This is a genomic window from Flavobacterium saccharophilum, assembly GCF_900142735.1.
Lineage (GTDB): Bacteria > Bacteroidota > Bacteroidia > Flavobacteriales > Flavobacteriaceae > Flavobacterium > Flavobacterium saccharophilum.
Genome location: NZ_FRBY01000006.1, coordinates 186,464 through 211,475, shown reverse-complemented (window position 1 = coordinate 211,475; position 25,012 = coordinate 186,464). Strand labels below are relative to the sequence as shown.

At 34.1% G+C, this 25,012-nt stretch carries 17 protein-coding genes; 12 read left to right on the top strand and 5 right to left on the bottom strand.

Annotation, left to right across the window (positions count from 1 at the left end; genetic code table 11):
- Window positions 1-56 precede the first annotated feature (56 nt).
- The gene (locus BUA98_RS19395; RefSeq protein WP_072975216.1) at window positions 57-1,019 is read right to left on the bottom strand and encodes an App1 family protein; all 963 of its coding nucleotides are present in this window, start codon (window positions 1,017-1,019) and stop codon (window positions 57-59) included.
- 62 nt (window positions 1,020-1,081) lie between these two features.
- On the opposite strand from BUA98_RS19395, the gene BUA98_RS19390 reads away from it, so the two are divergent.
- Window positions 1,082-1,951 (top strand): diacylglycerol/lipid kinase family protein, encoded by an 870-nt coding sequence (locus BUA98_RS19390; protein ID WP_072975214.1) that lies wholly within the window; start codon window positions 1,082-1,084, stop codon window positions 1,949-1,951.
- Between the two features lie 14 nt (window positions 1,952-1,965).
- On the opposite strand, the gene BUA98_RS19385 is transcribed toward BUA98_RS19390, so the two are convergent.
- Window positions 1,966-3,111 carry a peptidogalycan biosysnthesis protein gene (locus BUA98_RS19385; RefSeq protein ID WP_072975213.1) on the bottom strand — a complete coding sequence of 382 codons (1,146 nt, stop codon included), beginning with the start codon at window positions 3,109-3,111 and terminating at the stop codon, window positions 1,966-1,968.
- A 117-nt stretch (window positions 3,112-3,228) separates the two neighbouring features.
- On the bottom strand, window positions 3,229-3,717 hold the full coding sequence (locus BUA98_RS19380; RefSeq protein WP_072975211.1) for a DUF1761 domain-containing protein: 489 nt from the start codon (window positions 3,715-3,717) through the stop codon (window positions 3,229-3,231).
- 180 nt (window positions 3,718-3,897) lie between these two features.
- On the opposite strand from BUA98_RS19380, the gene BUA98_RS19375 reads away from it, so the two are divergent.
- From BUA98_RS19375 to BUA98_RS19360, 4 genes are all read left to right on the top strand, one after another.
- Window positions 3,898-4,611: a leucine-rich repeat domain-containing protein gene (locus BUA98_RS19375; protein ID WP_072975210.1), complete on the top strand. Its 714-nt coding sequence runs from the start codon at window positions 3,898-3,900 to the stop codon at window positions 4,609-4,611.
- Between the two features lie 251 nt (window positions 4,612-4,862).
- Window positions 4,863-5,480 (top strand): cysteine hydrolase family protein, encoded by a 618-nt coding sequence (locus BUA98_RS19370; protein WP_072975208.1) that lies wholly within the window; start codon window positions 4,863-4,865, stop codon window positions 5,478-5,480.
- Window positions 5,481-5,482: 2 nt separating this feature from the next.
- Window positions 5,483-6,013 (top strand): hypothetical protein, encoded by a 531-nt coding sequence (locus tag BUA98_RS19365; RefSeq protein ID WP_072975207.1) that lies wholly within the window; start codon window positions 5,483-5,485, stop codon window positions 6,011-6,013.
- Between the two features lie 187 nt (window positions 6,014-6,200).
- Window positions 6,201-6,506: a hypothetical protein gene (locus tag BUA98_RS19360; RefSeq protein ID WP_072975205.1), complete on the top strand. Its 306-nt coding sequence runs from the start codon at window positions 6,201-6,203 to the stop codon at window positions 6,504-6,506.
- Between the two features lie 129 nt (window positions 6,507-6,635).
- Here BUA98_RS19360 and BUA98_RS19355 read toward each other — a convergent pair whose 3' ends face one another.
- Both BUA98_RS19355 and BUA98_RS19350 read right to left on the bottom strand, forming a co-directional pair.
- Complete coding sequence (locus BUA98_RS19355) at window positions 6,636-7,730, bottom strand: Ppx/GppA phosphatase family protein (RefSeq protein ID WP_072975203.1); 1,095 nt, start codon at window positions 7,728-7,730, stop codon at window positions 6,636-6,638.
- 526 nt (window positions 7,731-8,256) lie between these two features.
- Window positions 8,257-12,315, bottom strand: coding sequence for a hybrid sensor histidine kinase/response regulator transcription factor (locus BUA98_RS19350; RefSeq protein ID WP_072975201.1), 4,059 nt, complete (start codon window positions 12,313-12,315; stop codon window positions 8,257-8,259).
- 938 nt (window positions 12,316-13,253) lie between these two features.
- Between BUA98_RS19350 and BUA98_RS19345 the strand changes: the two genes are divergently transcribed.
- The 7 genes from BUA98_RS19345 to BUA98_RS19315 all read left to right on the top strand — a co-directional run bounded on the left by BUA98_RS19345 (window position 13,254) and on the right by BUA98_RS19315 (window position 24,820).
- Window positions 13,254-16,196, top strand: coding sequence for a SusC/RagA family TonB-linked outer membrane protein (locus BUA98_RS19345; protein ID WP_072975199.1), 2,943 nt, complete (start codon window positions 13,254-13,256; stop codon window positions 16,194-16,196).
- A 10-nt stretch (window positions 16,197-16,206) separates the two neighbouring features.
- Entirely contained in the window at window positions 16,207-17,814 is a 1,608-nt protein-coding gene (locus BUA98_RS19340) for a RagB/SusD family nutrient uptake outer membrane protein (protein ID WP_072975550.1), read from the top strand.
- Window positions 17,815-17,845: 31 nt separating this feature from the next.
- Window positions 17,846-18,913: a SusE domain-containing protein gene (locus tag BUA98_RS19335; protein WP_072975197.1), complete on the top strand. Its 1,068-nt coding sequence runs from the start codon at window positions 17,846-17,848 to the stop codon at window positions 18,911-18,913.
- Window positions 18,914-19,021: 108 nt separating this feature from the next.
- A complete protein-coding gene (locus BUA98_RS19330; protein ID WP_072975195.1) occupies window positions 19,022-20,119 on the top strand; it encodes a glycoside hydrolase family 53 protein in 1,098 nt (365 codons plus the stop codon).
- Between the two features lie 5 nt (window positions 20,120-20,124).
- The gene (locus tag BUA98_RS19325) at window positions 20,125-21,156 is read left to right on the top strand and encodes a glycoside hydrolase family 53 protein (RefSeq protein WP_244279232.1); all 1,032 of its coding nucleotides are present in this window, start codon (window positions 20,125-20,127) and stop codon (window positions 21,154-21,156) included.
- A 283-nt stretch (window positions 21,157-21,439) separates the two neighbouring features.
- The gene (locus tag BUA98_RS19320; RefSeq protein WP_072975193.1) at window positions 21,440-23,878 is read left to right on the top strand and encodes a DUF4982 domain-containing protein; all 2,439 of its coding nucleotides are present in this window, start codon (window positions 21,440-21,442) and stop codon (window positions 23,876-23,878) included.
- 306 nt (window positions 23,879-24,184) lie between these two features.
- Window positions 24,185-24,820 (top strand): hypothetical protein, encoded by a 636-nt coding sequence (locus BUA98_RS19315; RefSeq protein ID WP_072975546.1) that lies wholly within the window; start codon window positions 24,185-24,187, stop codon window positions 24,818-24,820.
- Window positions 24,821-25,012 lie beyond the last annotated feature (192 nt).

The window sequence follows — 25,012 nt, the reverse complement described above, 5'->3', positions numbered from 1 at the left end:
TCTGCAAAATAAATCCGCTATAATCCGCGTCATCCGCGTGCTAATAGCCACAATATTTACTTAATAATCCCAATAGATTTAGAATGCATAATTGCCTGACTGCTATCTTTAAAATAGCAAACAGAAACTTCTAAGTTTTCTAAGTTTTTCAAAATAGCTTTCGTAGATTTTTTTTGAAATTTACCTGTTTGTCTTATGTAAACCGCTTTTACGGTAACAGGAAATATTTTACAGATTTGTTCATATAAAAACGGATCATGCTGTGAATCATCTCCCAATAAAACATATTTAAGATTCGGATAAAATTCCAAAACATGTTTTATTTTATCAAATTTATGATTGTGATTGCCTCTTCCGCTCATGAAGAAATCAGTAATGCCGCGTTTAATATCTTTTAGTAAAATAACCGCTCTTGGTAGCTTATGTATTTTCGTAAACTTTACAATAAACCGGTATAAATTCCATTCGCTGCTAGAGATGTAAAAAAAAGCATTTTCCTCTTCTTTATTGTTTCTTCCAGCCGAACTTAAGGCTTGAAAATGTGGTACAACATCTTTAAAAACCTTTCTATCATTTACATTTTTAAACAAAAGAATATACATTTTTTTGAAGACATTTCTGGTGTGGGAAATCAAAAAAGTATCGTCAATGTCTGAAATGATTCCGAGATTTCCTTTGTGAGGTCTAATAAAACTGCCAATTGCTGTTATTATTTCCGATTTGTATTTTATGCTAACTTCATATTCCATCCATCCAAAACTAAATTCTTTGTCAAGCGGAATACAAAATTTAAAATAACCGTCATCCAGTGTTTTGGAGTGGATTTCCTGATCGCCAAGTTTAAGATAAACATCAAAATTTTGAAGTGTTTTTATCCTAAACTGATTAATAATTGAACGGGCATTTTTGAAGTTTTTCTTCTGGAAATCATAATTGTAAGTTCTTTTGAAAACATGTCCCATAACAATCAATTCTTGTTCATTGGCATAACCGCGATATAATTGTAGTATAGGTTTCATTAATTACGTATATTTATATATGTTGTAAATTAATTATTTTAATTGACTTTAAAAATAAAATTTTGAAAAAGAATATCATATTTGTTGTAAATCCTATATCTGGTGACCTTGATAAATCCGATTTAATCGAGGCTGTTGAGGAGTTTGCAACAACAAATCGTTTTGATCTGGAGGTTTATGAAACTACCGGTAAAAGTGACCAGAAAAACATACAAACGCTTTATAATCAATATAAACCGGAACGAATTATAGTTGCAGGTGGCGACGGAACCATAAAAATGGTGGCTGAGGCAATGGAAGAACACGATGTAATTATCGGAATCCTTCCAGCAGGTTCTGCAAACGGATTATCGGTTGATTTAAATTTGCCGCCGACGATTGAAGAGAATCTCAAAATTGCTTTTTTGAATCGTTATATCGAAATGGATATGATTTGTATCAACGGTAAAAAGAGTATTCATTTAAGTGATATTGGACTCAATGCTGATTTGGTTAAGAATTATGAAGAGGGCGATTTACGCGGAATTTGGGGATATGCACTTCAGGCTTTTACTACTTTAAAAGATTCTAATGAACCTTTTTTAGCCACAATTTCGGCAAATAATGAAACTGTCGAACATACCGCAAGAATGATTGTTATTGCCAATTCTCAAAAGTACGGAACAGGTGTAGTGATTAATCCGAATGGAGCGATGAATGACGGAAAATTTGAGCTGATCATTTTAAAAAACCTTGATTTGCTTTTAATTGGAAAAATTATAACCGGTAACATGCCAATTGATACAGATGACGTTGTGATTATCTCAACAGAGAAAGCCACTATAAAGACTGACTATCCGGTGAGTTTTCAAATTGATGGCGAATACTGCGGAGCGCAAACGGACTTAGAGATTCATATTCTGCACAAGCAGATGAAAATTGCCATTCCGTAAACTTCGAAAGTTTACTATTTAAACGGATTACGTTCCTGCCAGTCAGTTTTTGGTTCCAGATAATTAAAAAAACGAGCAATATTATGATTGATCAGTGTATTACTGTGTGTAATTAACCCATACATTTTTAGCGGTTTTGCACCAACAGAACTTTTGATTTCAAGTGCGGTTCGGGCGAAAACAATTTCTCTAAAACCTTTATTTATGGAGTAAGCAATCATGTCGTAAAGCATGTTTAAATACAACATCTTGTCACGCTGAATACTTTCGTCATAACCCAGGAAATAGGTGTCCATTATAGCTCCGTTTTTTATTAAGGTGTTAAAGCCGATTAGTTTTCCATCTAAAAAATAACCATACAGTAAAAAATCATCTTTCATGATTTCCTTAAAAAAGCTAAAATGATTTCTGGCTAAAAAGAAGGTGTTAAAAGGAGCATTTTTTGCAACATGAAAATACAGATCATAAATGATGTCTTCGTATTTTAAAATATCATTTAAAGACATTTTCTGTTTTATAATTCCCTCCGCTTTTTTGCGCGCACGTTTGTATTGATCGCGATATTTTTTAGACAAAGCGTCAATATAATCTTGTTCCGTTTTCCAGTTTTCATTGATTTCAAAAATCATATTAGGCTGTGTCGAAAACGTATAATTGTTTTTGAATTCGGCTTGCAGCGGTTTAATCTCTGTCTCAGTAAAATCTTTTATACTGGTAATATGTACTTTTTTACCTTTCGCTTTCAATTCTTTTTTAAGCTGATTAATTGCTTTATGGAGTGTTGTAATTGCTTTTGCTTGCTTGATATCTTCATCAAAAGCAAAAGCATTCTGACCTGTTAGCATGTTATTACCAACAAATAAAACATGGGAAGCGAAGTTTTTAAAAGCAAAATTACGAACCGAAGTTTTTAAACACTGATCGCGATCTCCAAAAGACTCTAGTTTTTCTGCGAACAAAAATTGGGTTATGGCAATTCCAACAAGTTTCTTTTCTTCAAAAATTCCTATGAAATGGCAAATCATATTTACCGGACACGAATTTTCAAGAACCGTAAGATATTCCCGCGTCAAAAAAATGTTATTAGATGTCAGCGAATTCCATTCCTGAGGCAGTAATGATGCGCTATTGTATATTTCGAAAGAATAAGTTGTAGTCAAAAGTGGAAGCTAATTTTTTCAAAATTAGATAATATTTATAATAACTGATCTGGTTTAAGTTATTATTAAGAAAACCCGTTTGAAATTGAATATCAAACGGGTTTTGTATGTATGATTTTATGCAAAAGCACAGATAATTCCTCCCATTAAAGTCAGAGTTAACATCCAATATCCGGCATGAACAAAAATATATTTCCATGATTTTCTTTCAAACAAACCATTAATACCAATTATCGGTAAAGCAAAAAACAATCCTGACATGAAACCATGAAGTGCTCCATGTTTAAAAGTGCGATAAGCCGTTCCGTAATCTGCCATAAAAGCGGCAAATGAAGGTTTTGCACTTTCTAGCAAAGGTGGGCCGCCTACCATCCCAACTGCTCCCGATTGATGAATGGTTAATCCCATCAAAATTACGGTGATCATTAAAGAGAAAATATAAGTAAATCCGAAGATTTTAAGCATATTTCCGGTCTTGAGATCTTCTTCAGTTAGATTGTTTTCTTTCATCCAGATGGTTCCAAAGACTTTTGGATTGTACCAAATAAAACCAGTTACAAGTGTGACAATTCCAGCAAGTAACAATGCAATAAAGTTAATTTCCATAATATGAGGTTTTTAGAATTAGTTGGTCAAATTTAATCAAAAAAACAATTCACTTCGTTGATTTTTATATAGTAGTATAATTAGTGTTAAATATATACTTATTAACACTTTATCGACATTTACTGCTTTATATCTAGAAATTGCATAATTTTAAACCGTAAACAAATCCCAAATTTTGTTATGAAAAGCTTAACCTTATTTTTTATAGCTTTTATTTTTTCATTGAATATTTATGCAGATACTGTCTCAGATAAAGAAAAAGATGCCTTAATTAAATTTTACCATGCGACAAATGGAGCAAATTGGAAAATTAAATGGGATTTATCGCTTTCTGTGTCAACGTGGTACGGTGTTCAGGCTGAAAATGGAAAAGTAATTGGACTGTATTTAGATGATAATAATTTGACAGGAGAGTTGCCTGCTGAATTCTTTGATCTGATAAATTTAGTAACTATCGATTTGCATAAAAATAATTTGCAGGGAAAATTGCCCGCAGAGATTGGAAAATTAAAGCAACTCGAAGTACTTTCGTTATTTAATAATGAAATCCAGGGTGATTTACCCGGTTCTATCTATCAAATTTCGACGTTGAAAGTTTTACTTTTAAACAGCAATAATTTATCTGGAACCTTGAGCAGTGAAATAATAAATTTTCACGCTTTGCAAAACCTAAGTTTGTTTGATAATAGCTTTGAAGGCGAAATTCCGAAAGGACTTGAAAAATTACATAATTTATCTGAAATGAATCTTTCTTATAATAAATTTAAAGGAACTGTTTCGAAAAACCTGGCCTTATTAGATCCGCTTAATATGACTATGTTTGATGAGGATGGAACCCCACATTTATTAGAAATTAATACTGAAAAAGAAACTACCATTGTTACCCAAAATTAATCGTGCTTATGAATGAAAATTACTCTCGTTAAACAAGTTGATTAAATATATTTAGTTAATTGCTGAAAACCGTAAGACATTACGGTTTTTTTTGTGCCCTGAAATTTTAATGTTTTTTTGATATTTCGAAGTGTATCAGGTTATTAGCGGTATATCAATAATTTAATATGAGTTATCTATTTGTTAATCAGTCAATTATAGTAGGGTTTGAATTTTGAGGAGGAATTAAAGTAACTTCTAAATTTCAAATCATGAGTACTTACCAAAATGAAAGAACAGCTTTGATATTAATTGATCCGTTTAATGATTTTCTTTCGGAAAACGGAAAATTATGGCCTTTTGTAAAAGAAACCGTGGAAGCTGGAAATGTTATAGCGAACCTAAAAAAGGTTTTGACTGCTGCCAGAAAACATAAAATTCAGGTAGTTTATGCGCCTCACAGGCATACTCAAAAGGGAGATTATTTAAATTGGAAATTCTTTTCACCCTCGCATAATGGGACTAAAAATTTTACAGTTTTTGAAAAAGGGAGCTGGGGAGCTGAGTTTCATCCCGAACTCCTAGCTGTAGAAGGTGATTTGATAGCTCAAAATCACTGGACAGCGAGTGGTTTTGCCAATACGGATCTCGATTTTCTTTTAAAAATGTACGACATCGATCATATTATAATTGCCGGAATGCGCGCCAATACCTGTATTGATTCGACTGCCAGATACGGAGTAGAACTTGGGTATCATGTAACTTTAATTAAGGATGGAATTGGAGCTTTTAATCAGGAAGAAATAAGAGCCACGGTAGAAACAAATTTCCCGAATTACGGACATTCTCTTTTATCTGCAGAGGAATTTATTAAAACTTTAGAATCATAAAAATGGAAATATTGGCTGAATGTACTGCAACGGCAATAATTCATTGTGTGGCAGAAAAAATAGATATTGCAGATTGGCTTTTTACGTTAAAAGATCAGGAATATCAATCTTGCTCCGTCAGCCATATTGCGGGAGGAACTTCGCTTTCGCAGGACGGAAAAAGGATGTCAATAAATGTTGAACGTATTGCAGGTAATCTTCTTGTACAACATTATATAGAAGAAACTGGAGAGAAAAATCATTGTAGGCTTAATTCGGTTTCAGATTCGATTTCTGACTTAGGAATAACCAAATTAGGAATAACATGGGAAATTAAAATTATACCTAAAACCGCAAATAGCTGTGAGTTTGTAAATAAGGTTATGGTGATTTCAACACCCGAATTTTTAGCCTTATTAAAAGCGGCTAATATTGAAAATCTCGAAATGGTAAAGAGTCAGATGCTACAAAATGTAGAAGCGCATAATAATGAAGAAACACCTTTATTTGCAGCTGATATTCACAATAAAGTATTAGCTGGAAAGTGGGATTAAATTTCTGTAAAAACAGAAGAGTAAAGAATTTCTGAAAATAGAATTTTATATAACTTTGTCACAAATTGATAATTTAAGATCAGTTTGTAAAACAACTTATATTTTTTCATAACTTTAATATTCGATTCAACTGAAATTAGGTTGAAGTGATGAAAAAATTAATTTTAAAACTTTTAATACTAAAATTATGGTAGTACAGTATCAAGGTGAACAACACGGAAAAGCGACCACTTTTACAATAAGAATTATTGGAAATAACTTGTCTAAAAGTAGTTCTAATTATCAAATAGATTTATTAGTAGGAGATAAACAATTACCAACTTTTACATCAGAAATACACCAAAGTTTGTCGAACTGTCTGAAAGAAATCTATTTGTTTAGAAAACATAACGGAATCACATTTAATGCTTCTTCAGAGAAAATAAAATCGCTTTTTGTGCCGTATGACCAGGTATTGTTCAACTACAATAAATACGCTTTGTTTAGAGCTTAAGCTTTTTATAATGCTGAAAATAGCAAAAGACCGTTCCTCAAGAACGGTCTTTTTTTATTATGTTAAAAAAACCATAGCCTCAGAGAAATCTGAGGCTATGGTTTAATATTCTGACTAGAAAGAAATACTCTAAAAATTAGTATTTACTTTTTTAGAACGATCTGCAATATGTGAGATAAGCCAGATTGTTTGTCCGTCTTTTACAAAGAATATTTTTTTTGTCTCTAAATTTGGAATGCTTTCAAGGAGGCTCACCAATATGTTATTTGCAGAAATAAGGTATTTCTGGTCATAAGTACTTAAAACTCTGGCGGCTTCCTTATTGGTTTTAGAAAGGGTAGTAAACTTGATGAAATTATTTTTCAGGATTGCATCATAATTAAGAACGTCTTCCATACTTAAAGCAACATAATGCTCTTTAATGTTTTCATTATAATACAATGTTGCAAAGGCCCATACAGCTCCACCTGATAAATAGATTTTTTCTTTTTTTAATAAAAGAGGATTTTTATCAAGTAGGTCTTTGATCTTCTTGCGCAGAACTGTGTTAAAGTCAAAAGATTTTTCCTGATATACCGACATATCATTCACTTGATTTTGATTGGAAACTGTTTTTTGCACAGCATCAGTAAGTGTCATTGTACCAAAATCCAGTTCAAGAGGTATAAATTCTAATTTGTCATCTTCAAGTTCATCGATGTATCCTCCTTTGGTAGTTTGCGCACCAATATCAAGAAGGAAAGCATTAGCATAATCTACAGGTGGAATAGCACCCTTAACCAACGTTTTAGGTTCTTCATTAACATTAAGTATGTCAAGCTTTTTATTAGTTAAAGAAGTGATTTTATTTTTTAAAACATCAATGTTACGGGCAGATGCAAAAACCGGAGCAGCAACTATAAAAATGTTTTCTTCAAGAAGCTTAAACTCTTTTCTTATTTTACTCAATTGGCTAATAACTGTAACACCAGCTTGGGTAATATCATCCTGAGTAAGTTCGCCGTTCGCCGTAATATGGTCAGCAAAACTAAATCTGTCATTTGAAAAATACAAAATATCATAATCAGCTTTTCTGATATTGTTAACATCAAGAACTGAAACTTTTATAGCTCTTCGTCCAATTTCAATTCCGGCATAAAGATTTTTTTGAGCAAATGAAGTAATTGAAAAAAATAAATTGAAAAGAATAAAAAATAAAATTTGGGATTTGTTTTTTTTAAGCATTGGATTTAATTGTAGTTATGTTATTATTTATTTTTAAGTAAAGTCTGAAAGAATAGTTTGATTATCAGGTCTAAATACTGTGAAATAAGTATTAAAAATAAGATCGCAAATTTATAAAATCATTTAGTAAAATAGACTAGTTCTCAAGAAAACATAGCATTAAATTAATATGGATTTTTTTTAAAATAGAACATAAGGATTTTACATTTCTAACCTACTGATAGAGAATGGTAAACGTTAGATGTTTTATTAGTTATGGATGGGTATTGCTTGTTATTTTTTAAAGTTAACTTCTAAAAATAGTAAAATATTGTTGATTTCGTATGTTTTGTTATTTGCGTTAAATTGAAAACCTGCCGAAAAAACGCCGGATTTTTTTATATTTTGTGAATGATTTTTGACTTAAGAAAGGGAGATTTTGAGTAAGATTTTTTTCTTTAGAAATCTAAAAAGAGATTGGTTTCCGTGTAAAAAAAAAGCTCCAGATTTCTCAGAAGCTTTGCCTTACTATCGGGAAGAATTCTAATTAGGTAATATCTCTCTTCTGAATAATATTCAATTCCTTGTTAAAAGAATTTCTATATTTTTTGATATACTCTGAAGGTTTCATTCCAAACAATTTCACGAATTGTTGACGGAAATAGCGCTGATCCTCTATACCAACCTGAGGGCCAACCTGCGCGATATTAATATTCTCAGTAAGCATAATTACTGCCGCTCTACGAATTCTAATCGATCTGATAAAAACATTTACGGTTTGTCCCGAAATTGCTTTAATCTTTTTGTAAAGACTGGAATGACTCATACCCATTGCAGCAGAAAAAGTCTTTAGATTAAACTCGCTGTTTTCAAGATTGGCCTCTACGATTTCGATACATTTGTCAAGAAACTCTTTGTATTCAGTAGGAACCTTATTGACATTTTCACGAAGTGTAATGCTGTCTAAGAAATACTTGCGCAATTGTCCTCTGTTTCGAAGAACAGCATCTACACGCGCCAGAAGTATATCGCTGTCAAAAGGTTTCGTGACATAATCGTCTGCACCTTCAGTAATGCTTTTTAAATGAATATCATTGCTGGTTGTAGCCGTAAGAAGTATTACCGGAATATGGCTTAAATCATCACTTTGTTTGATTTTTTTGCATAAATCCATACCGTTCATACCTTCCATAGAAATATCACTTAGTACAATATCAGGCATGTGTTTTTCGACAAGTTTTAATCCTTCAAGTCCATTTGCTGCCGAATAAACAATATAATTATTGGAGAAAAGCTGTACCAGATAATGATTCATTTCGGGATTGTCTTCCACAATCAGCAATACTTTTTTTGTACTGATTAATTCCTCCTGTATATTTTCAGGAGTTGAGGATTGATTTCTATTTTGATTATCTGCAGGCATTCCTTCCAGAAGTTCCCCTACAAGAGGCGACATTTTCGGATAATTTTCATTGATGCTCATTTCTGCAAAATGAGTCTTTCCTTTAGGGAGTACAATAGTGAACGAAGTGCCTTTTCCTACTTCGCTTTTGCACGATATTTCGCCATGATGTTTAGTTACAAAATATTTGGCAACGTAGAGACCTATTCCAAAACCGTTGCTGGCTTTAGACTGACCTTGCTTGAATTCTTCAAAAATAGTATCAATATCATTCTCAGCAATTCCGCTCCCGGTGTCTGATATAATAATAGAAACATCAGTGGTATTCTCTATTATCTCAATGCTTATAGATCCTTTGTTAGGCGTGAATTTGAAAGCATTTGAAATTAAATTAAACAGTGTAATCTCTATTTTTTCATAATCGCCATATATTTCGGCGGGTGTTTTTTCTTCAATAAACTGATAATTTAAACTTTTAACCGCCGCCATTTGAGTAAAGCTGTCATAGATTTCACGGCACAAGCTGTTTAGATTAATCTTTGAAATTTTGAGTTCATCGAGATCCGTTTCTGCTTTTCTAAACAACAGTAACTGATCGGTAAGGCTCAACAATCTCTTGGCATTTTTATAGGCAAGATTCAAGTCAAGATCATCCTCAGAACGGTTTTTTCTCTCAATAGCACTTTTTAGCGGATTTATAATCAAAGAAAGGGGAGTGCGCAATTCATGAGCCATATAAGTAAACATAGAAAACTGTTTTTCAGCATGTTCTTTGTCTTTTTTATGCTCCATACGGGTCAGTTTTATTTCGTAGCGCAGTCTTTCTTTATTTTTATGATAACCTACGTACGCATAAATGGCACCTGCAGCAGCGATGAGATAAAAGGTATAAGCCCACCATGTTCTGTACCACGGTGGAAGGATTTTTACCGTTGCCAGCGTTACTTCGTTAGTCCAGTTTCCAAAAACATCGGTTGTTTTTACCTTGAAAGTATAAGTTCCCTCCGTCAACCTGGAATAATTTGCCCTGTTATTCTTTGAGGTATAATTCCAGTCTTTGTCCCAGCCTTCGAGAAAATAAGCGGTATTAATTTTTTCAGAATTAACATAATCAAGATAAACAAAATCAAAACTCAATGCCGATTTTTCATAAGGAAGTTCGGCAGCACTTATCATCTCGAGTTTTTTTTCTGTGATATAAGGACTGTCTAATTTTAAAGACTGGTTGTTTACCAATAAATCATTTAATAAAAATTTGCCGGTATTTTTTTTGTCTTTTATATTGTCCGGATCAAAAACATTGAATCCGTTTATACCTCCAAAAATAAATTCTCCAGTAGAAAGTTTGGTGCCGGCATTCCAACTAAATTGATTGCCCTGAAGTCCATCAGAAACACCAAAATTTCTGAAAGTATTATTCTTAGGATTCAGTCTTGAAATTCCGTGATACGTGCTCATCCATAAATCTCCTTTTTTGTCTTCTAAAAGGCGAAGTATTGTATTGCTCGAAAGACCGTTTTGTGTAGTATACTTTTTGAAAGTGTCCGTTTTTCGATTGAATAAAAGCAAACCTCCTTCAACAGTACCAATCCAAAGATTTTTGTTCTGATCTTCTGTTATGCATCTGATAGTATAATCGGAATGATAGTTTTTTACTTTTTTTGTTTTGGGTTCGATCTCAAAAAAAGAATTAAATGTTCCGCCCCATATTTTTCCATCTTTGGTCTCATAGAGACAAGTAACATCTCGCAAAGTTGTACTGTAACAGACGAACTTATTTTGCTTTTTATCAAATTGATATAGTGCTCCACCGTTAGTAACGGCAAGCCAAAGTGTTTTTTTTGAATCGATAAACAGCAGCCAGGATTCCTGTTCTGCTTTTTTAGTGATTTGATTGTAAATGGAGAAATTCTGAATTGCTTTTGATTTGAGATCAATACGGCAAACTCCGCCTTTCCACATAGCAACCCATATGGCATTCTCAGAATCCCAGACGATGCTTGTAACAAAATTGCTCTGAATTTTTCTACCCGCAGACGAGGTTGTAGAGTAAACGTCGTAAGTGTTTTGTTTTCTGTTCCAGTAGCGCATTCCGGCCCCATCAGTACCAATCCAGATATTTTTCTTTTCATCTTCGCAGAAAGAAAGCATGAAGTTGGCGGCAGGATCTTCATCTTCCTTATTGGTCAGGGGATCTTTGCTTTTAAAATGATTAAAATCGAGCGGTTTTTTGCCCATCATACTTACGCCGCCACGCAAGGTTCCAAACCACATTTCGCCGTTTTTGCTTTGAAGGATATCATACAAAGATTTACTGTTAAGCAATGAAACAGGGCCGTTAGCACGATAAAGAACAGGAACATCCTGATTTTTTGTAATGGTGTAAAGACCAGCTCCATCAGTGGCAATCCATAGTCTGTTTTCCTGCTGATAAAAATCGCGTACAACCGTTTTTTCCGAAAAGTAATTTTCAGAATAAGTATTTTGATTGTGATTATACAAGTATGCCCCTTCGTCTGATCCAATCCAGAGCCCTTCATTTGTCAGTTTAATGCAATTGGCACCTGTAATGGTATTATTGAGAAGCGTTATTTTTTTTGATTTAATATCATATTGACAAAGACCAGTTCCGGTAATAAAAACATAGAAAATTTGTTTTTTCGCGTTATAAGATATTGATCTTGCGATGTAATTTAATTTTCCGTTGAAAGGTATCGCTGTTCCAATTTTCTCACCTTCTTTATAAACTACGATTGCCTCTTTTGTAGCAACGAGAATGATGTGTAAAGAATGTACCGCAATTATTTCGTAGGCGGTAACGTTTAAAGGTTTGATTTTTTTGTTCGTATCATAATATTGCAGCGGACTAAAAGAAGATCGTTCAGCATTAAAAACTACTGGCCCTGCCGTTGTTCCTATCCACAAATTATTTTGAAAGTCACCTTCGATACAGCTAATAGCATTTCCCTGAATAGAATTTGGATCAGTATGAATATGGCGGTAAATTTTAAAATCATTTCCATCATATCTGTTCAATCCATCAAAAGTTCCGAACCACATATAACCGTTTTGATCCTGATATATAGAGGCAACAGAATTGTTCGAAAGTCCTGATGAAATATCAAGATGTCTTATCGGGTAATTCTGTCCAGATGCATTTAGGTGCAAAAGACTAATAACAAGAAAGAACATTAACTTATTCATAGAAATTTTTTTAAAAGCATGCTGTTCTCTGATATACGAAAAATAAAAGGGATGCGATCTAAAAGCTGAATCAATTTTTTAAGTGAATATATTTGAAATTTGATACTTTGCGAAATTAACACATTATTATGTAATGCTTAAAAATAACATTTGTTTTGTTTGCAGTTAATTTTACCGCAAAGCACGCAAAATATTTTTTCGGTGTGTTTCTAATTGGCTTTAATAAGTTCGCAAAGCTGTATGTGATTGATTTGATCTAAACTTTGTGAACTTTGCGGAATTCCTTTGTGAACTCTGTGGTAAATTTTACCGCAAAGCACGCAAAGTATTTTTTTCGGTGTCTTTGTAATTGGCTTTATTAAGTTCGCAAAGCTATACATGATTGACTTGGTCCAAACCTTTGTGAACTTTGTGGAATTCCTTTGTGAACTCTGTGGTAATTTTTTTTCTCTACAAATATTTTGAGATGGGTTTGTTTTTTTTGAGAATAAACCGATTAAAAACAACAGGCTGTTTAATTATTAAATCGATTATTTTAAAGGTAAATAATTCGTGTTTTGATTTTTTTTAAACTAAAAAATTACAGAATATGCTTTTATAAAGTGTCGTGTGTACACTTTTACGAAATTGTCCCCTTTTATAAATGATTTTTTCCCTGTCTTAATAAGATGCTCTGTACTTAATTTGCAGAGTGCATTGATAAGCTATAACGTTTGAGTAATAATGTTATTTTTTTATTCAGCGTAAGTCAATGCAAACAAACTAACCAATTATCTTAACCAAAAACAATTTAAACATGACCAACATTCCAATTAAAATTGACATCGGGAAACCTTTTCTCATTGTAAAAGAAAGAGCAGACTAATATTCTTTCGATCATTTTGTAACCAACACTTATAGTAATAAACACTAACTTAAACCAACCCAATTTAAAAAGTATGAAAATAATTAAAACCAAATTTTTACTTTTATTACTCTTACTTCCTTTTTGTGTTTTTGCCCAGAACACAATAGGCGGAGTTGTCCTGGAAAAAGCCTCCGGACAGCCCATACCAGGAGTAAACATAAAAGTAGTAGGGGCAAACATTAGTGCCTCTACGGACTTCGATGGAAAATTTCAATTATCCGGAGTAAAAGCAAATAGTCAAATTACGTTTTCTTATACCGGTTATTCCAATCAGACTATTTCAGTTACCGGACAAAAAAACATAACGGTTTATCTTGAAGAAGATACCAATCTACTAAAAGAAGTAGTAGTTCAGGTCGGTTACGGAAGTGTAAAAAAGAAAGATGCAACAGGATCTGTTACGGCACTTACGACCAAAGACTTTAATAAAGGAAATAATATTACAACAGAAAATCTGCTTAACGGTAGAGTAGCTGGTTTGACCGTAAATTCAACTGGTGCTCCGGGTTCTAGTTCTCAAATTAGAATTCGAGGAGGAAGTTCGCTTTTTGCAAGTAATGATCCTCTTATTGTTATTGACGGATTACCGCTTGATAATACTACCAATACAGGATCTTCTTCCTTTTTAGCCTCATTAAATCCTGCAACTGTAGAATCTATTACGGTTTTAAAAGATGCATCAGCTTCTGCGATTTATGGTTCCCGAGCTTCAAATGGTGTTATTATTATCACTACTAAAAAAGGAAGCAAAACATTATCTGTAGATTATAATGTTCAATATGCAGCTGGTACATTAACTAAAACGGTTGACGTTTTTAGTGCAGATGAATTTAGAAGCGTTATTGCAGACAGAAGAAGCGATGATCTAAGTAAACTGGGAACGGCAAATACAGATTGGCAAAAAGCAATTTACAGAAATACCGGAACGGTAGACCAAAGTTTAGCCGTTAGAGGAAGTTTATTCAATATCATTCCAACAAGTTTAACACTGGGAAATACAGATCAGCAAGGATTGCGTTTAACGAACACTTTCAAAAGAAACACGGTTGGTTTAGTAATGAATCCGGCGTTTCTTGACAATCATTTAAAATTAAGGCTTTCAGCTAATTATACAGATGAAAAAAACAGATTTACAGATGCTGTTGAGGGAGCTGCTATTGGTTTTGATCCAACGCAGCCAATAAAAGTGGAAGGCGCACCTTATGGCGGTTATTTTGAATATACTACCGGAATTGATGCCAACGGAAATTATCCATTAGTATCAACTGCAGCAAGAAATCCTGTTTCGCAATTGTTGAATACAAACGATAGAGGGACGAATGACAGAATTTTTGGAAATTTTGAAATAGATTATAAATTTCACTTTTTGCCTGCTTTACGAGCTGTTATGAATGTTGGTTATGATGAATCAAATGGAGAAAGAACAAGATTGGTTGGTGCTGATGCCGGTTCTGCTCCATCAAACAATAACATTCCTTACGGGACAAATGAATATACAGAAGCAACCAGAAAAAACAAATTATTAGATAGTTACTTAGTTTATAATAAAACTTTTAATGCATTGAATTTTGAAGCTACTGGTGGTTATTCGTATCAAAAATTTCAAAGTTCAAGATTTGAAACAGGTAATATCCTAAACCCTGATTTGCCATCAACATTTCCTGAAACCACTCTCGATACAGATGTTGTTTTAATAGGATTCTTTGCCAGAACAAATCTAAATTTTAGAGATAAGTATTTATTAACGATGTCTTACAGACGAGATGGTTCATCAAGATTTGAGGAAGCCAATCGTTGGGGGAATTTTCCATCTGCAGCTTTTGCATGGAAAATCAAAGAAGATTTCTTTAAAGACAGCAGTACATTATCTGACTTAAAATTAAGGTTAAGTTGGGGTATAACAGGACAACAGGACATTCCTGAGCCAAACGGATACCTGCAAAAATACCAGGTTGGTGGTGGGAATTCTGAATACTACTTCGGCGAAAGCCCGGTTCCGGTTGCACTTCCTTCAAAAAGAACAAACAATTTGAAATGGGAAGAAACTACTTCCTACAACGCAGGTCTTGATTTTGGTTTCTTAGACAATCGCTTATCTGCCGGACTTGATGTGTATTACAAAGAATCTAAAGATTTGTTAGTAAATGCAGCTATATCTGATGGTAGTAATTTCTCTAATCGCGTGTATCAAAACGTAGGTAGCTTTACCACAAAAGGTGTTGAGTTTACGATTAATGCGAATGCCGTTAAAACAGAAAATTTTAACTGGAACATGAACTTTAATATGGCCAAATTCGAAAGAAGAATCAAAAATCTGGTAAACGGAACCGATATCTTTTTAGGAGACAACATTGCAGGAACAGGAACTCCGGGGCAAATTTTCAGAGAAGGTTACACTCCTTATTCGTACTACGTATACAAACAATTATACAATAACGAAGGAAAACCAATTGAAGGGGCTTTTGCAGATTTAAATGGAGATAACATCAAAAACGATTCAGATAAATACATTTATAATAATCCTGATCCTGATTTTACATTAGGATTTGCATCTAACATGAATTATAAGAAATTCGATTTTTCGTTCAATTTAAGAGCAAGTGTTGGTAACCGAATTTTTAATGCTGTAGACGCCAGCAGAGCACAATATGATGCTATGGAAAACGGAGGGGTTTTAAGTAATATTCCATCTCAGGTAACAGAAACTAATTTTCAGACTACCTCAAATGTTGTATTGTCAGATCTTTATATAGAGAATGCCTCTTTCTTAAAAATGGACAATATTACGTTAGGATACACTTTGAACAACTGGGTAAACAGTAAAGCTTCATTAAGAGTGTCAACTGGAGTTCAGAACGTTTTTGTAATTACAAAATACAGTGGTTTAGACCCTGAAATTACAAATAACGGTGTAGACAAAACGATTTATCCAAGACAACGATCAATCTTATTTGGTCTTAATCTTAAATTTTAATAGCGAAAAGATGAAAAAATATATTTTAATAACAATTTTAGCATTGACTACCGTTTTTCATTCTTGTACAGATGACTTAAACGTAGTCTCTGAAGATGACGACGTTCTCTCTTCTGATGTACTATTTTCTACACCTGACGGATACAAAAAAGCATTTGCAGGAGTATACGGAAATCTAACTTTAACGGGAGTATTGGGCCCTGATAATTCATCGCTTGAAGGTGTAGATGCAGGAACGAGCCAGTTTACAAGATGTTTATTGTACTTGCAGGAATTAACTACGGACGAATTGGTTTGGAGTTATGAAAATGATGGAGGAACGGCAGAATTACAACGTAATATCTGGACAGCCGCAAATCCTGTTATTTTAGGAATGTTTAGCAGAGCGATGGTTTCTGTTTCTTATGCAAATGAATTTTTGCGTCAGAGTACACCAGAAAAGTTAAGTTCAAGAGGTATTACTAATACTGCAACTTTGGCTGATATAGCACTTTACCGCCAGGAAGTTCGTGTTTTAAGAGCGTACGCTTATTATAACATGATGGATTTATTTGGAAAAGCACCAATGTATACTGAAAATGATCCAATAAATTTTACAGGACCTGAGTTTAACAGAAAACAATTATTTGATTTTGTTGAAACGGAACTTAAAGCTGTTTTACCAGATTTAAAAGCGGCCAGAACAAATGAATACGGACGTTTAGACCAATCTATGGCACGTATGATTTTGGCAAAAATGTATTTGAATGCTGAGGTTTACATTCAGGCGGATCGTTTTGATGATTGTATTACAATGTGTAATGAAGTTATTGCAGGCGGTTATACTTTGAAACCAAAATACCTGGACAACTTTAAAGCAGATAACAATACCTCTGCAGAAATTATTTTCGGAATCCAGTCAGATGGAGCAGTTTCTCAAAACTGGGGAGCAACAACTGTTTTAACAAACGGGCAAATTGGGGCATGGGAAAATAATGGTGCCGACTTTGGAATTGGTGGCTGGACAGGAGCACTTAGAATCAGAAAAGAATTTGCTCAAAAATTTGACGGAACAAAATTCAGTCAGGATACCAGAAATACAATAGGAAAAGGTGTTCAGGGTGATCCCGGAAAACAAAGATCTATTGATATTGAAGATATTGGTGTAAAAACACAAGGCTATATTTTATCTAAATTTTCTAATAAAACGTCTACAGGAGTGAACGGAATAAGTTCTACTTATGCTGATACTGATTTTCCATTATTCAGATTAGCGGATGTGTATTTAATGTATGCAGAAGCGACTTTAAGAGGCGGAAATGGAACAACTACTCAGGCATTAAATTATGTAAATGCTTTAAGACAAAGAGCTAATAGTAATTCGACTGTTGGAAACATTGCGCAAAGCGAATTAACTCTTGATTTTTTAATTGATGAAAGAGCACGCGAATTACACTGGGAAGCACACCGAAGACAAGATTTAATTCGTTTTGGAAAATATACCGGAGGATCTTACAATTGGGCGTGGAAAGGAAATTCTTCAAAAGGAATCTCTATTCCTTCTTATATGAGTGTTTTCCCTATTCCGGAAGGATCATTGGGAGCCAATAGAAATCTAACTCAAAATACGGGTTACTAAAATTTTTTTTAAAACATAAACGATACGAAAAATGAAACACATATATAAAATTTTTATAGCGATTGCTTTAGTTACAGGACTTTGGTCTTGTGAAAACGAAACAGATTTGATGATCTTAGAGCCTCAGGAAGCGGCTTTTGCAATCATTACACCTGAAAATGGTTCTTCGACTATTTTGAATAAAGACACACCTAACAACACTGCCCTCACTTTTACCTGGGAAAAAGTAAGTTACGGAACACCTACAATAGTTACCTATACCGTACAGTTTGCAGCCAGTAATACTGAGTTTGCAGCGCCGATAGATATTACAACTTCTACAAGTACACATGCGTCTATTTCAGTTGCGGAGCTTAATGCAAAAGCACTTGAATTGGGTCTTACGCCTGATGTTGAAGGAACAATCGATGTTAGAATTAAATCAACGGTTGGAACAACACTTTCAGAACCAAAACTTTCTACACCAATTACGATTGCATTGACTCCTTACAGAGGTGTATTCCCTAAAATTGATTTGTTTTTAGTAGGACCTGGTACTGCTGCGGGATGGAGTGTAACGAGCAATAACATGCCAATTTACAGAGATACAAAAGAAACTGCAAAGTTCTATTACACAGGATATTTTAATAAAGATGGTTTCAAATTAATTGAGCAAATTGGTTTCTGGGCTCCAGCTTATGGAACAAATGGTGCTAAAGTACAATACAGAGCAACAGAAAGCGATCCTGATCCGGGTGTATTCCCAACGACAGCTTCAGGTTATTATAGTTTTGAAATTAATCTTGAAGAACTAACTTATAAAATAGAGCCTTATACAGGGCCAATGACAACGTACGCAACAATTGGTCTAACTGGTTCTGTATTAACAGGCGATGATACCGGTTGGAACACAGAAGTACCTTTAGTGAAATCTGATTTTGATGCCCATATCTGGAAAGTTACTCAAACTTTAAAAGCCGGAAAAATGAAATTCAAAGCAAACAATAGCTGGGATGTTAGTTGGGGTGATAATGGCGGAGATATTATTGTTGAGGCTGGAAAATATGAAATCTGGTTCAATGACTTAGATGGACGTTATATGTTTATCGCAACTCCATAATTGAATTAAAAAAGAAGAGAAGCCTCATAAGCTTATTTTGAGGCTTCTTCTTTGCATTAAAAAGAACTTACTTTTAAATTCAAAACTCTACTAATTATAACTCATACCATGAGAAAATATATAAAAATCCTTGGGTTACTTGCTATAACTGCAATTCAATTTTCATGTTCTAGTAATGATGCTGCAGACACAGAAGCGGTTAACCCACCAGATGCGACAGATACTTTTATCAGGGCATCAGATGTTTCTTTTCTTCCTCAAATGGAATCTTTAGGAACTAAATTTTACAGCAACGGCAAAGCCGAAGGAATGCTTACCACACTAAAAAATGCAGGTTGTAATACTGTCCGAATGCGTGTATGGAAAAATCCTGTAAATGGCCGTTCTGGTCTAAGTGAAGTAAAACAATTGGCTCAAAAAGCAAGGCAAGCCGGTTTAAGAGTTTGGCTTACCGTTCACTATTCTGATAATTGGGCCGATCCAGCCATTCAAACTATTCCTGAAGAATGGAAAAACTTATCTTTTACCGATTTAAAAACAGCAGTTGCTGATTATACCGCTACAATAATTACGGAAATCAATCCGGATATTATTCAAATTGGGAATGAAATCAATAGTGGATTATTATGGCCACAAGGAAATCTAATCAGTAACGAACAACAATGTATCGCTTTATTAAATGCTGCAAGCGCAACAGTTCGCAGTAAAGCACCAAACACCAAAATAATGATTCATTATGCAGGTGTAGATGGTGATGCTACTGATTGGTTTTTTACCAAAATGAAAAGTATTGATTACGATTATATTGGGTTATCCTATTATCCTGTTTGGCATGGTAAAGATTTAACAGTAGTAAAAAATACCATTGATGCTTTAGGAAAGAAATTCAGTAAAAAAGTGTTGATTGCAGAAACTGCTTATCCTTTTACCCTATTGTACAATGACCAGACGAATAATATTGTAGGAACAAACGATCAGTTAGTGCCTGGATATCCGGCAACGCCAACAGGACAAAGAACTTTTGTTATGGATATTAAAAACATCGTAAAAATATCAGAATTTGGACAAGGATTTGCGTACTGGGGCGGAGAATGGGTTGCTTTTAAAGGGCCACAATCGGCAAGTGGTTCTACTTTCGAAAATCAGGCATTGTATAGTTTTGATAATAACGCCCTATCTGTAATGCAAGCTTTTAGTAAAGACTAAGACACATGAAAAAATCACTTAAAATTGTATCCTTTTTGATGTTAATTATATTTGGATTTACTTCTTGTAAATCAAAAATGATTAGCGAAAAAAACTCCTTTTCAAAAGGAGCAGATGTTGGCTGGCTGCCCCAAATGGAAGCAACCGGCTATAAATTTTATGATGCAGAAGGTTCTGAAAAAGACTGTCTGCAACTATTAAAAGATCGCGGAATAAATACCATTAGGTTACGTGTTTGGGTAAATCCCAATGATGATAAAGCTAGCGGACACTGCAGCCCTGAAGAAACGGTTGTCATGGCAGTTCGAGCTCAAAAAATGGGAATGCGTATTATGATCGATTTTCATTACAGCGATTCCTGGGCAGATCCCGGCAAACAAAATAAACCTGCTGCATGGGCAAAACATTCTTTTCCGGAATTGCTAACCGATGTGTATCAACATACCTACGATGTTCTAAAACTGTTGAAAAAAGCAGGAGTAACGCCGGAATGGGTTCAGGTTGGAAATGAAATTCCAAGTGGCATGCTTTGGCCGGAAGGACACACAGACAATTTTAATCAGTTGGCACAATTATTAGATAAAGGATACGAAGCAACAAAAGCCATCGACCCAAAAATTAAAGTAATCGTTCATTTAGACGAAGGAAATAAAAGTGAAAAATTCAGATGGTTTTTTGATAAAGCGACTGAAAATAAGGTAAAATATGATGTAATTGGTTTGTCGTATTATCCGTACTGGATCAAAACCGATTATCAAAGCACCATTTTAGATTTAGAAAATAATCTAAAAGACATGGCCTCCCGCTATAACAAAGAAGTGATGGTAGTCGAAGTTGGTGGTGACTTTGAACAAGTACAAAACACCAAAGAAATGCTTGAAGCCACAATAAAAGCCGTAAAAAGTGTACCTGATAACAAAGGATTAGGTGTTATTTATTGGGAACCACAAGGCGAAAAAAGCTGGAGTGGTTATCAGTTAAACGCCTGGCTTCCTGATGGAAAACCATCACCGGCATTGGATGCTTTCAAAAATTAAATAAACAATTAAATTTTGCCATTAAGAAACTAAGTTAACCCATTAGGTGTAATTATTTTTAAGACATAGGATGTAGCATATTGGATTCAAAAAAAGGCGTTTCACTTGCATTAACACACATAGCTATGTGTGAGAAACGAGTTTCTTTTTGATTTTCTTTTTTCAAAATCATAAAATCTATGTTTCTATGTGTTTAATTAAATTTTAATGCATTACCTCCAACGAGTTAGGAGATTTAATCTTTAAAAACGTAGTTTCTTGATAGTAAGAGAACAAAATCAAAATGAAATCAATTTTTAAATCAATAGTATTCTTATTTCTACTAATTTTTTCTTCCGGAGAAATGAGGTCACAATCCACTACCGTTATTTTAAAAGATAACTGGCGTTTTTCTAAAGAAGTGAAAGAAGAAGCATCTTCAGTAAAATTCGATGCTTCCAAATGGGAAAAAGTGAGCGTACCTCACGATTGGGCTATTTATGGACCTTTTGATAAAGAATGGGACAAACAAGTTTCGGCAATTGAACAAAATGGAGAAACAATTCCAACCGAAAAAACAGGTCGTACCGGTGCGCTGCCACATATTGGTACAGGCTGGTATCGCAACACATTTTCCATTCCCGAATTTAAAAAAGGAAAAAAAGCGCTTCTTATTTTTGAGGGCGCCATGAGCGAACCTCAGGTTTATTTAAATGGAAAAAAGGTAGGAGAATGGGGTTATGGATACAGTTATTTTATCATTGATATTACCAATGATCTCCTTGCTGGTTCAGAAAATGTATTGGCTGTAAAATTAACCAATATGCCGTTTTCTTCAAGATGGTATCCCGGAGCAGGTTTATACAGAAAAGTGAGTATTGTCGTAAAAGAAGAAGAAAACTTTGTACAGTGGGGAACCTTTATTACAACTCCCGACATCAAAGAAAATACCGCTGTTGTTGATCTTAAAGCTGAGGTTAAGGGCAATAATGTGTCAATGATAACCCAAATAAAAGATGCGGACAATAATGTAGTAGCAACACAGAAAGCTACAGAAATGAAAGACGGAAAATTTCATCAAAGTATTGCTGTTGCCATACCTCATTTATGGAGTCCTGAAACGCCATATTTGTATACAGCAATAACAAAATTGTACGCCGCTGATGGAACTTTAAAAGACGAACAAAGTATAAAATTCGGAATTAGATCAATCAAATACGAACCTAATAAAGGATTTAGCCTTAACGGAAAAGTGACGAAATTTAAAGGCGTTTGTCTTCATCATGACCTTGGGCCTCTTGGTGCTGCGGTAAATAAAGCGGCACTTCGAAGACAGCTTACGATTTTGAAAGACATGGGATGTAACGCAATCAGAAGTTCTCATAATATGCCCTCTTTTGAACAGCTTGAATTGGCTGACGAAATGGGATTTATGTTTCTGGCTGAAAGTTTTGATGAATGGGCAAAGCCAAAAGTACAAAACGGTTATCATCGCTTTTTTGAAGAATATGCAGAAAAAGATATTGTAAATTTAGTGAGAGCCACACGAAACCATCCTTGTATTGTAATGTGGAGTTCAGGAAATGAAGTTCCGGATCAATATGGAGCTGAAGGTCTGACCAGAGCTAAATTTTTACAGGATGTTTTTCATAGAGAAGATCCTACGCGTCCGGTAACTGTCGGAATGGATCAGGTAAAACAGACTATGGCCTCAGGTTTTGGATCTTTATTGGATGTACCTGGGCTGAATTACAGAGTGCATCTTTATGAAGAAGCTTATAAATCATTCCCACAAGGATTTATTTTGGGTTCAGAAACAGCTTCAACAGTGAGTTCAAGAGGAATTTATAAATTTCCTGTTGTGCAGCAAAAAGAAAAGCAATACGATGATTTTCAAAGTTCATCGTATGATCTAGAAGCTTGCAGCTGGTCAAATGTTCCTGATGAAGATTTTGTACTTCAGGATGACAAACCTTGGGTCATCGGCGAGTTTGTCTGGACTGGTTTTGATTATTTGGGAGAGCCAACGCCTTATGATGAAAAATGGCCTTCAAGAAGTTCTTATTTTGGAATTTCAGATTTAGCAGGACTTCCGAAAGACCGTTTTTATCTTTATAGAAGCAGATGGAATAAGGAGGATAAAACGCTTCATATATTACCACATTGGAACTGGAAAGGAAGAGAAGGAGAAATTACTCCCGTTTTCGTTTACACAAATTATGATAGTGCAGAACTTTTCGTAAACGGAAAAAGCATGGGAGTTCAGAAAAAAAACAATTCTACTCCACAAAACCGCTATCGCTTGATGTGGATGGATGTGAAATATGAGCCTGGAACTGTAAAAGTTGTAGCATTTGATTCAAATGGAAAAATAGCTGCCGAAAGTGAAGTTAAAACCGCTGGAGATCCGTATAAAATTGTTCTGGAAGCAGATCGCAAAATTATCAAAGCTGATGGTGAGGATATCTCTTTTGTAACGGTTTCAGTTGTAGATAAAAATGGCATTCCATGTCCAACAGCAGTGAATGAATTACAATTTAAGGTAACCGGAGCAGCAACGTACAGAGCCGCTTGTAATGGTGATGCAACTTCGCTGGAAATATTCCATGAAAACAAAATGAAGCTTTTCAGTGGTAAATTAGTGGTCCTGGTTAAAGCAGTCAAAACAGCAGGCGCAATCCAATTGGAAGTAACAGGTAAAGGGCTTCAGAAAGGTAAAGTAAACTTAAAGTCAGAACTTTAATATTAGAGTTGCTGTTTTATGAAACAGTGTTCTTATAAAAAAATGCGCAAATAACTTTTGCGCATTTTTTTTGTTTCTTATAAATTCTCGACTTTATAATGTATCTGTTTTTAATTTATATTTGTCTAAAATGGAATAAAGTCAGTCCAGAAGGATTTCAGAAAGGTGTAGTTTTACTGAGGCATATTTCGGGGAGCAGGGGCAGGTTTTATCACACATACAAATAATTTCGAGGCCATTGCAAAATAATTTGATACAAAAAACACCTCATTTACTTGACAAATGGAAAGTTTAACAATTAAGCAAATGATAAAAAAATATTCGGTTTTGATATGTTTGATCATTTCCGTGATTTTGTTAGTAATAGCATCGTTACTTTATCCAGGAGGCTCATTGCTTGACAAAAATTCTGTGGGCTTTGACTGGTCAAAAAATTTCGTAAGCAATTTATTTGCCGCAAAAGCGATAAACGGTTTAGAAAACCCGGGCAGGATTTGGGCAATTATCGGAATGGCATTCCACTCGGTTGGTTATGGTATTTTTTTTATCACTATGTCAAAAAAAATACCTTTGAGACAGTGGGCTAAAGTTTTAAAATTTATAGGCGTTGCTAACCTATTATTTATTTTCTTAATTGCAACTCCCTTCCATGACCTCGGAACAATATCGATCATTTTAACATTGCTTGGTTTATTTATTATTACCATATTTATCATAAAGTCAAAACGTCATTTTCTTAAATTTTGCTGTATTATTTGTTTATTGACTTTTTACTGTTTCTTTACGCTATTTGGTTTTGGTTACTTAGGTTTAGCAATCATAATGCAGAAAGTATATAATGTAAGCTCGCTGCTCTTAGTTTTAGGGTTGGAGTATTTTACCAATTATGAGGACTTTATACAAATTAAATCGGGAGAACAAAGAGAGGAGAAGCCCAATTAAAAACACGAAAAATCTTATTATTGAAAATGTTTAATTGTTATATTTGATGTGAATGAATGAAATTTTTATAGCTAATAATTTTAGACGTTACATTAAAAATTTATGAAGCAAGTATCAGTATTTGCTACTTAAAAAAAATCGTTTTCAAATGCTAGCGCTGACGATGAAAATCAAAATACCACTACTTTACAT

Coding starts and splice junctions, on each gene's coding strand:
- BUA98_RS19395 (WP_072975216.1), bottom strand. CDS start 1,019: ATGAAACCTATACTACAATTATATCGCGGTTATGCCAATGAACAAGAA.
- BUA98_RS19380 (WP_072975211.1), bottom strand. CDS start 3,717: ATGGAAATTAACTTTATTGCATTGTTACTTGCTGGAATTGTCACACTT.
- BUA98_RS19375 (WP_072975210.1), top strand. CDS start 3,898: ATGAAAAGCTTAACCTTATTTTTTATAGCTTTTATTTTTTCATTGAAT.
- BUA98_RS19370 (WP_072975208.1), top strand. CDS start 4,863: ATGAGTACTTACCAAAATGAAAGAACAGCTTTGATATTAATTGATCCG.
- BUA98_RS19365 (WP_072975207.1), top strand. CDS start 5,483: ATGGAAATATTGGCTGAATGTACTGCAACGGCAATAATTCATTGTGTG.
- BUA98_RS19360 (WP_072975205.1), top strand. CDS start 6,201: ATGGTAGTACAGTATCAAGGTGAACAACACGGAAAAGCGACCACTTTT.
- BUA98_RS19355 (WP_072975203.1), bottom strand. CDS start 7,730: ATGCTTAAAAAAAACAAATCCCAAATTTTATTTTTTATTCTTTTCAAT.
- BUA98_RS19350 (WP_072975201.1), bottom strand. CDS start 12,315: ATGAATAAGTTAATGTTCTTTCTTGTTATTAGTCTTTTGCACCTAAAT.
- BUA98_RS19345 (WP_072975199.1), top strand. CDS start 13,254: ATGAAAATAATTAAAACCAAATTTTTACTTTTATTACTCTTACTTCCT.
- BUA98_RS19340 (WP_072975550.1), top strand. CDS start 16,207: ATGAAAAAATATATTTTAATAACAATTTTAGCATTGACTACCGTTTTT.
- BUA98_RS19335 (WP_072975197.1), top strand. CDS start 17,846: ATGAAACACATATATAAAATTTTTATAGCGATTGCTTTAGTTACAGGA.
- BUA98_RS19330 (WP_072975195.1), top strand. CDS start 19,022: ATGAGAAAATATATAAAAATCCTTGGGTTACTTGCTATAACTGCAATT.
- BUA98_RS19325 (WP_244279232.1), top strand. CDS start 20,125: ATGAAAAAATCACTTAAAATTGTATCCTTTTTGATGTTAATTATATTT.
- BUA98_RS19320 (WP_072975193.1), top strand. CDS start 21,440: ATGAAATCAATTTTTAAATCAATAGTATTCTTATTTCTACTAATTTTT.
- BUA98_RS19315 (WP_072975546.1), top strand. CDS start 24,185: ATGATAAAAAAATATTCGGTTTTGATATGTTTGATCATTTCCGTGATT.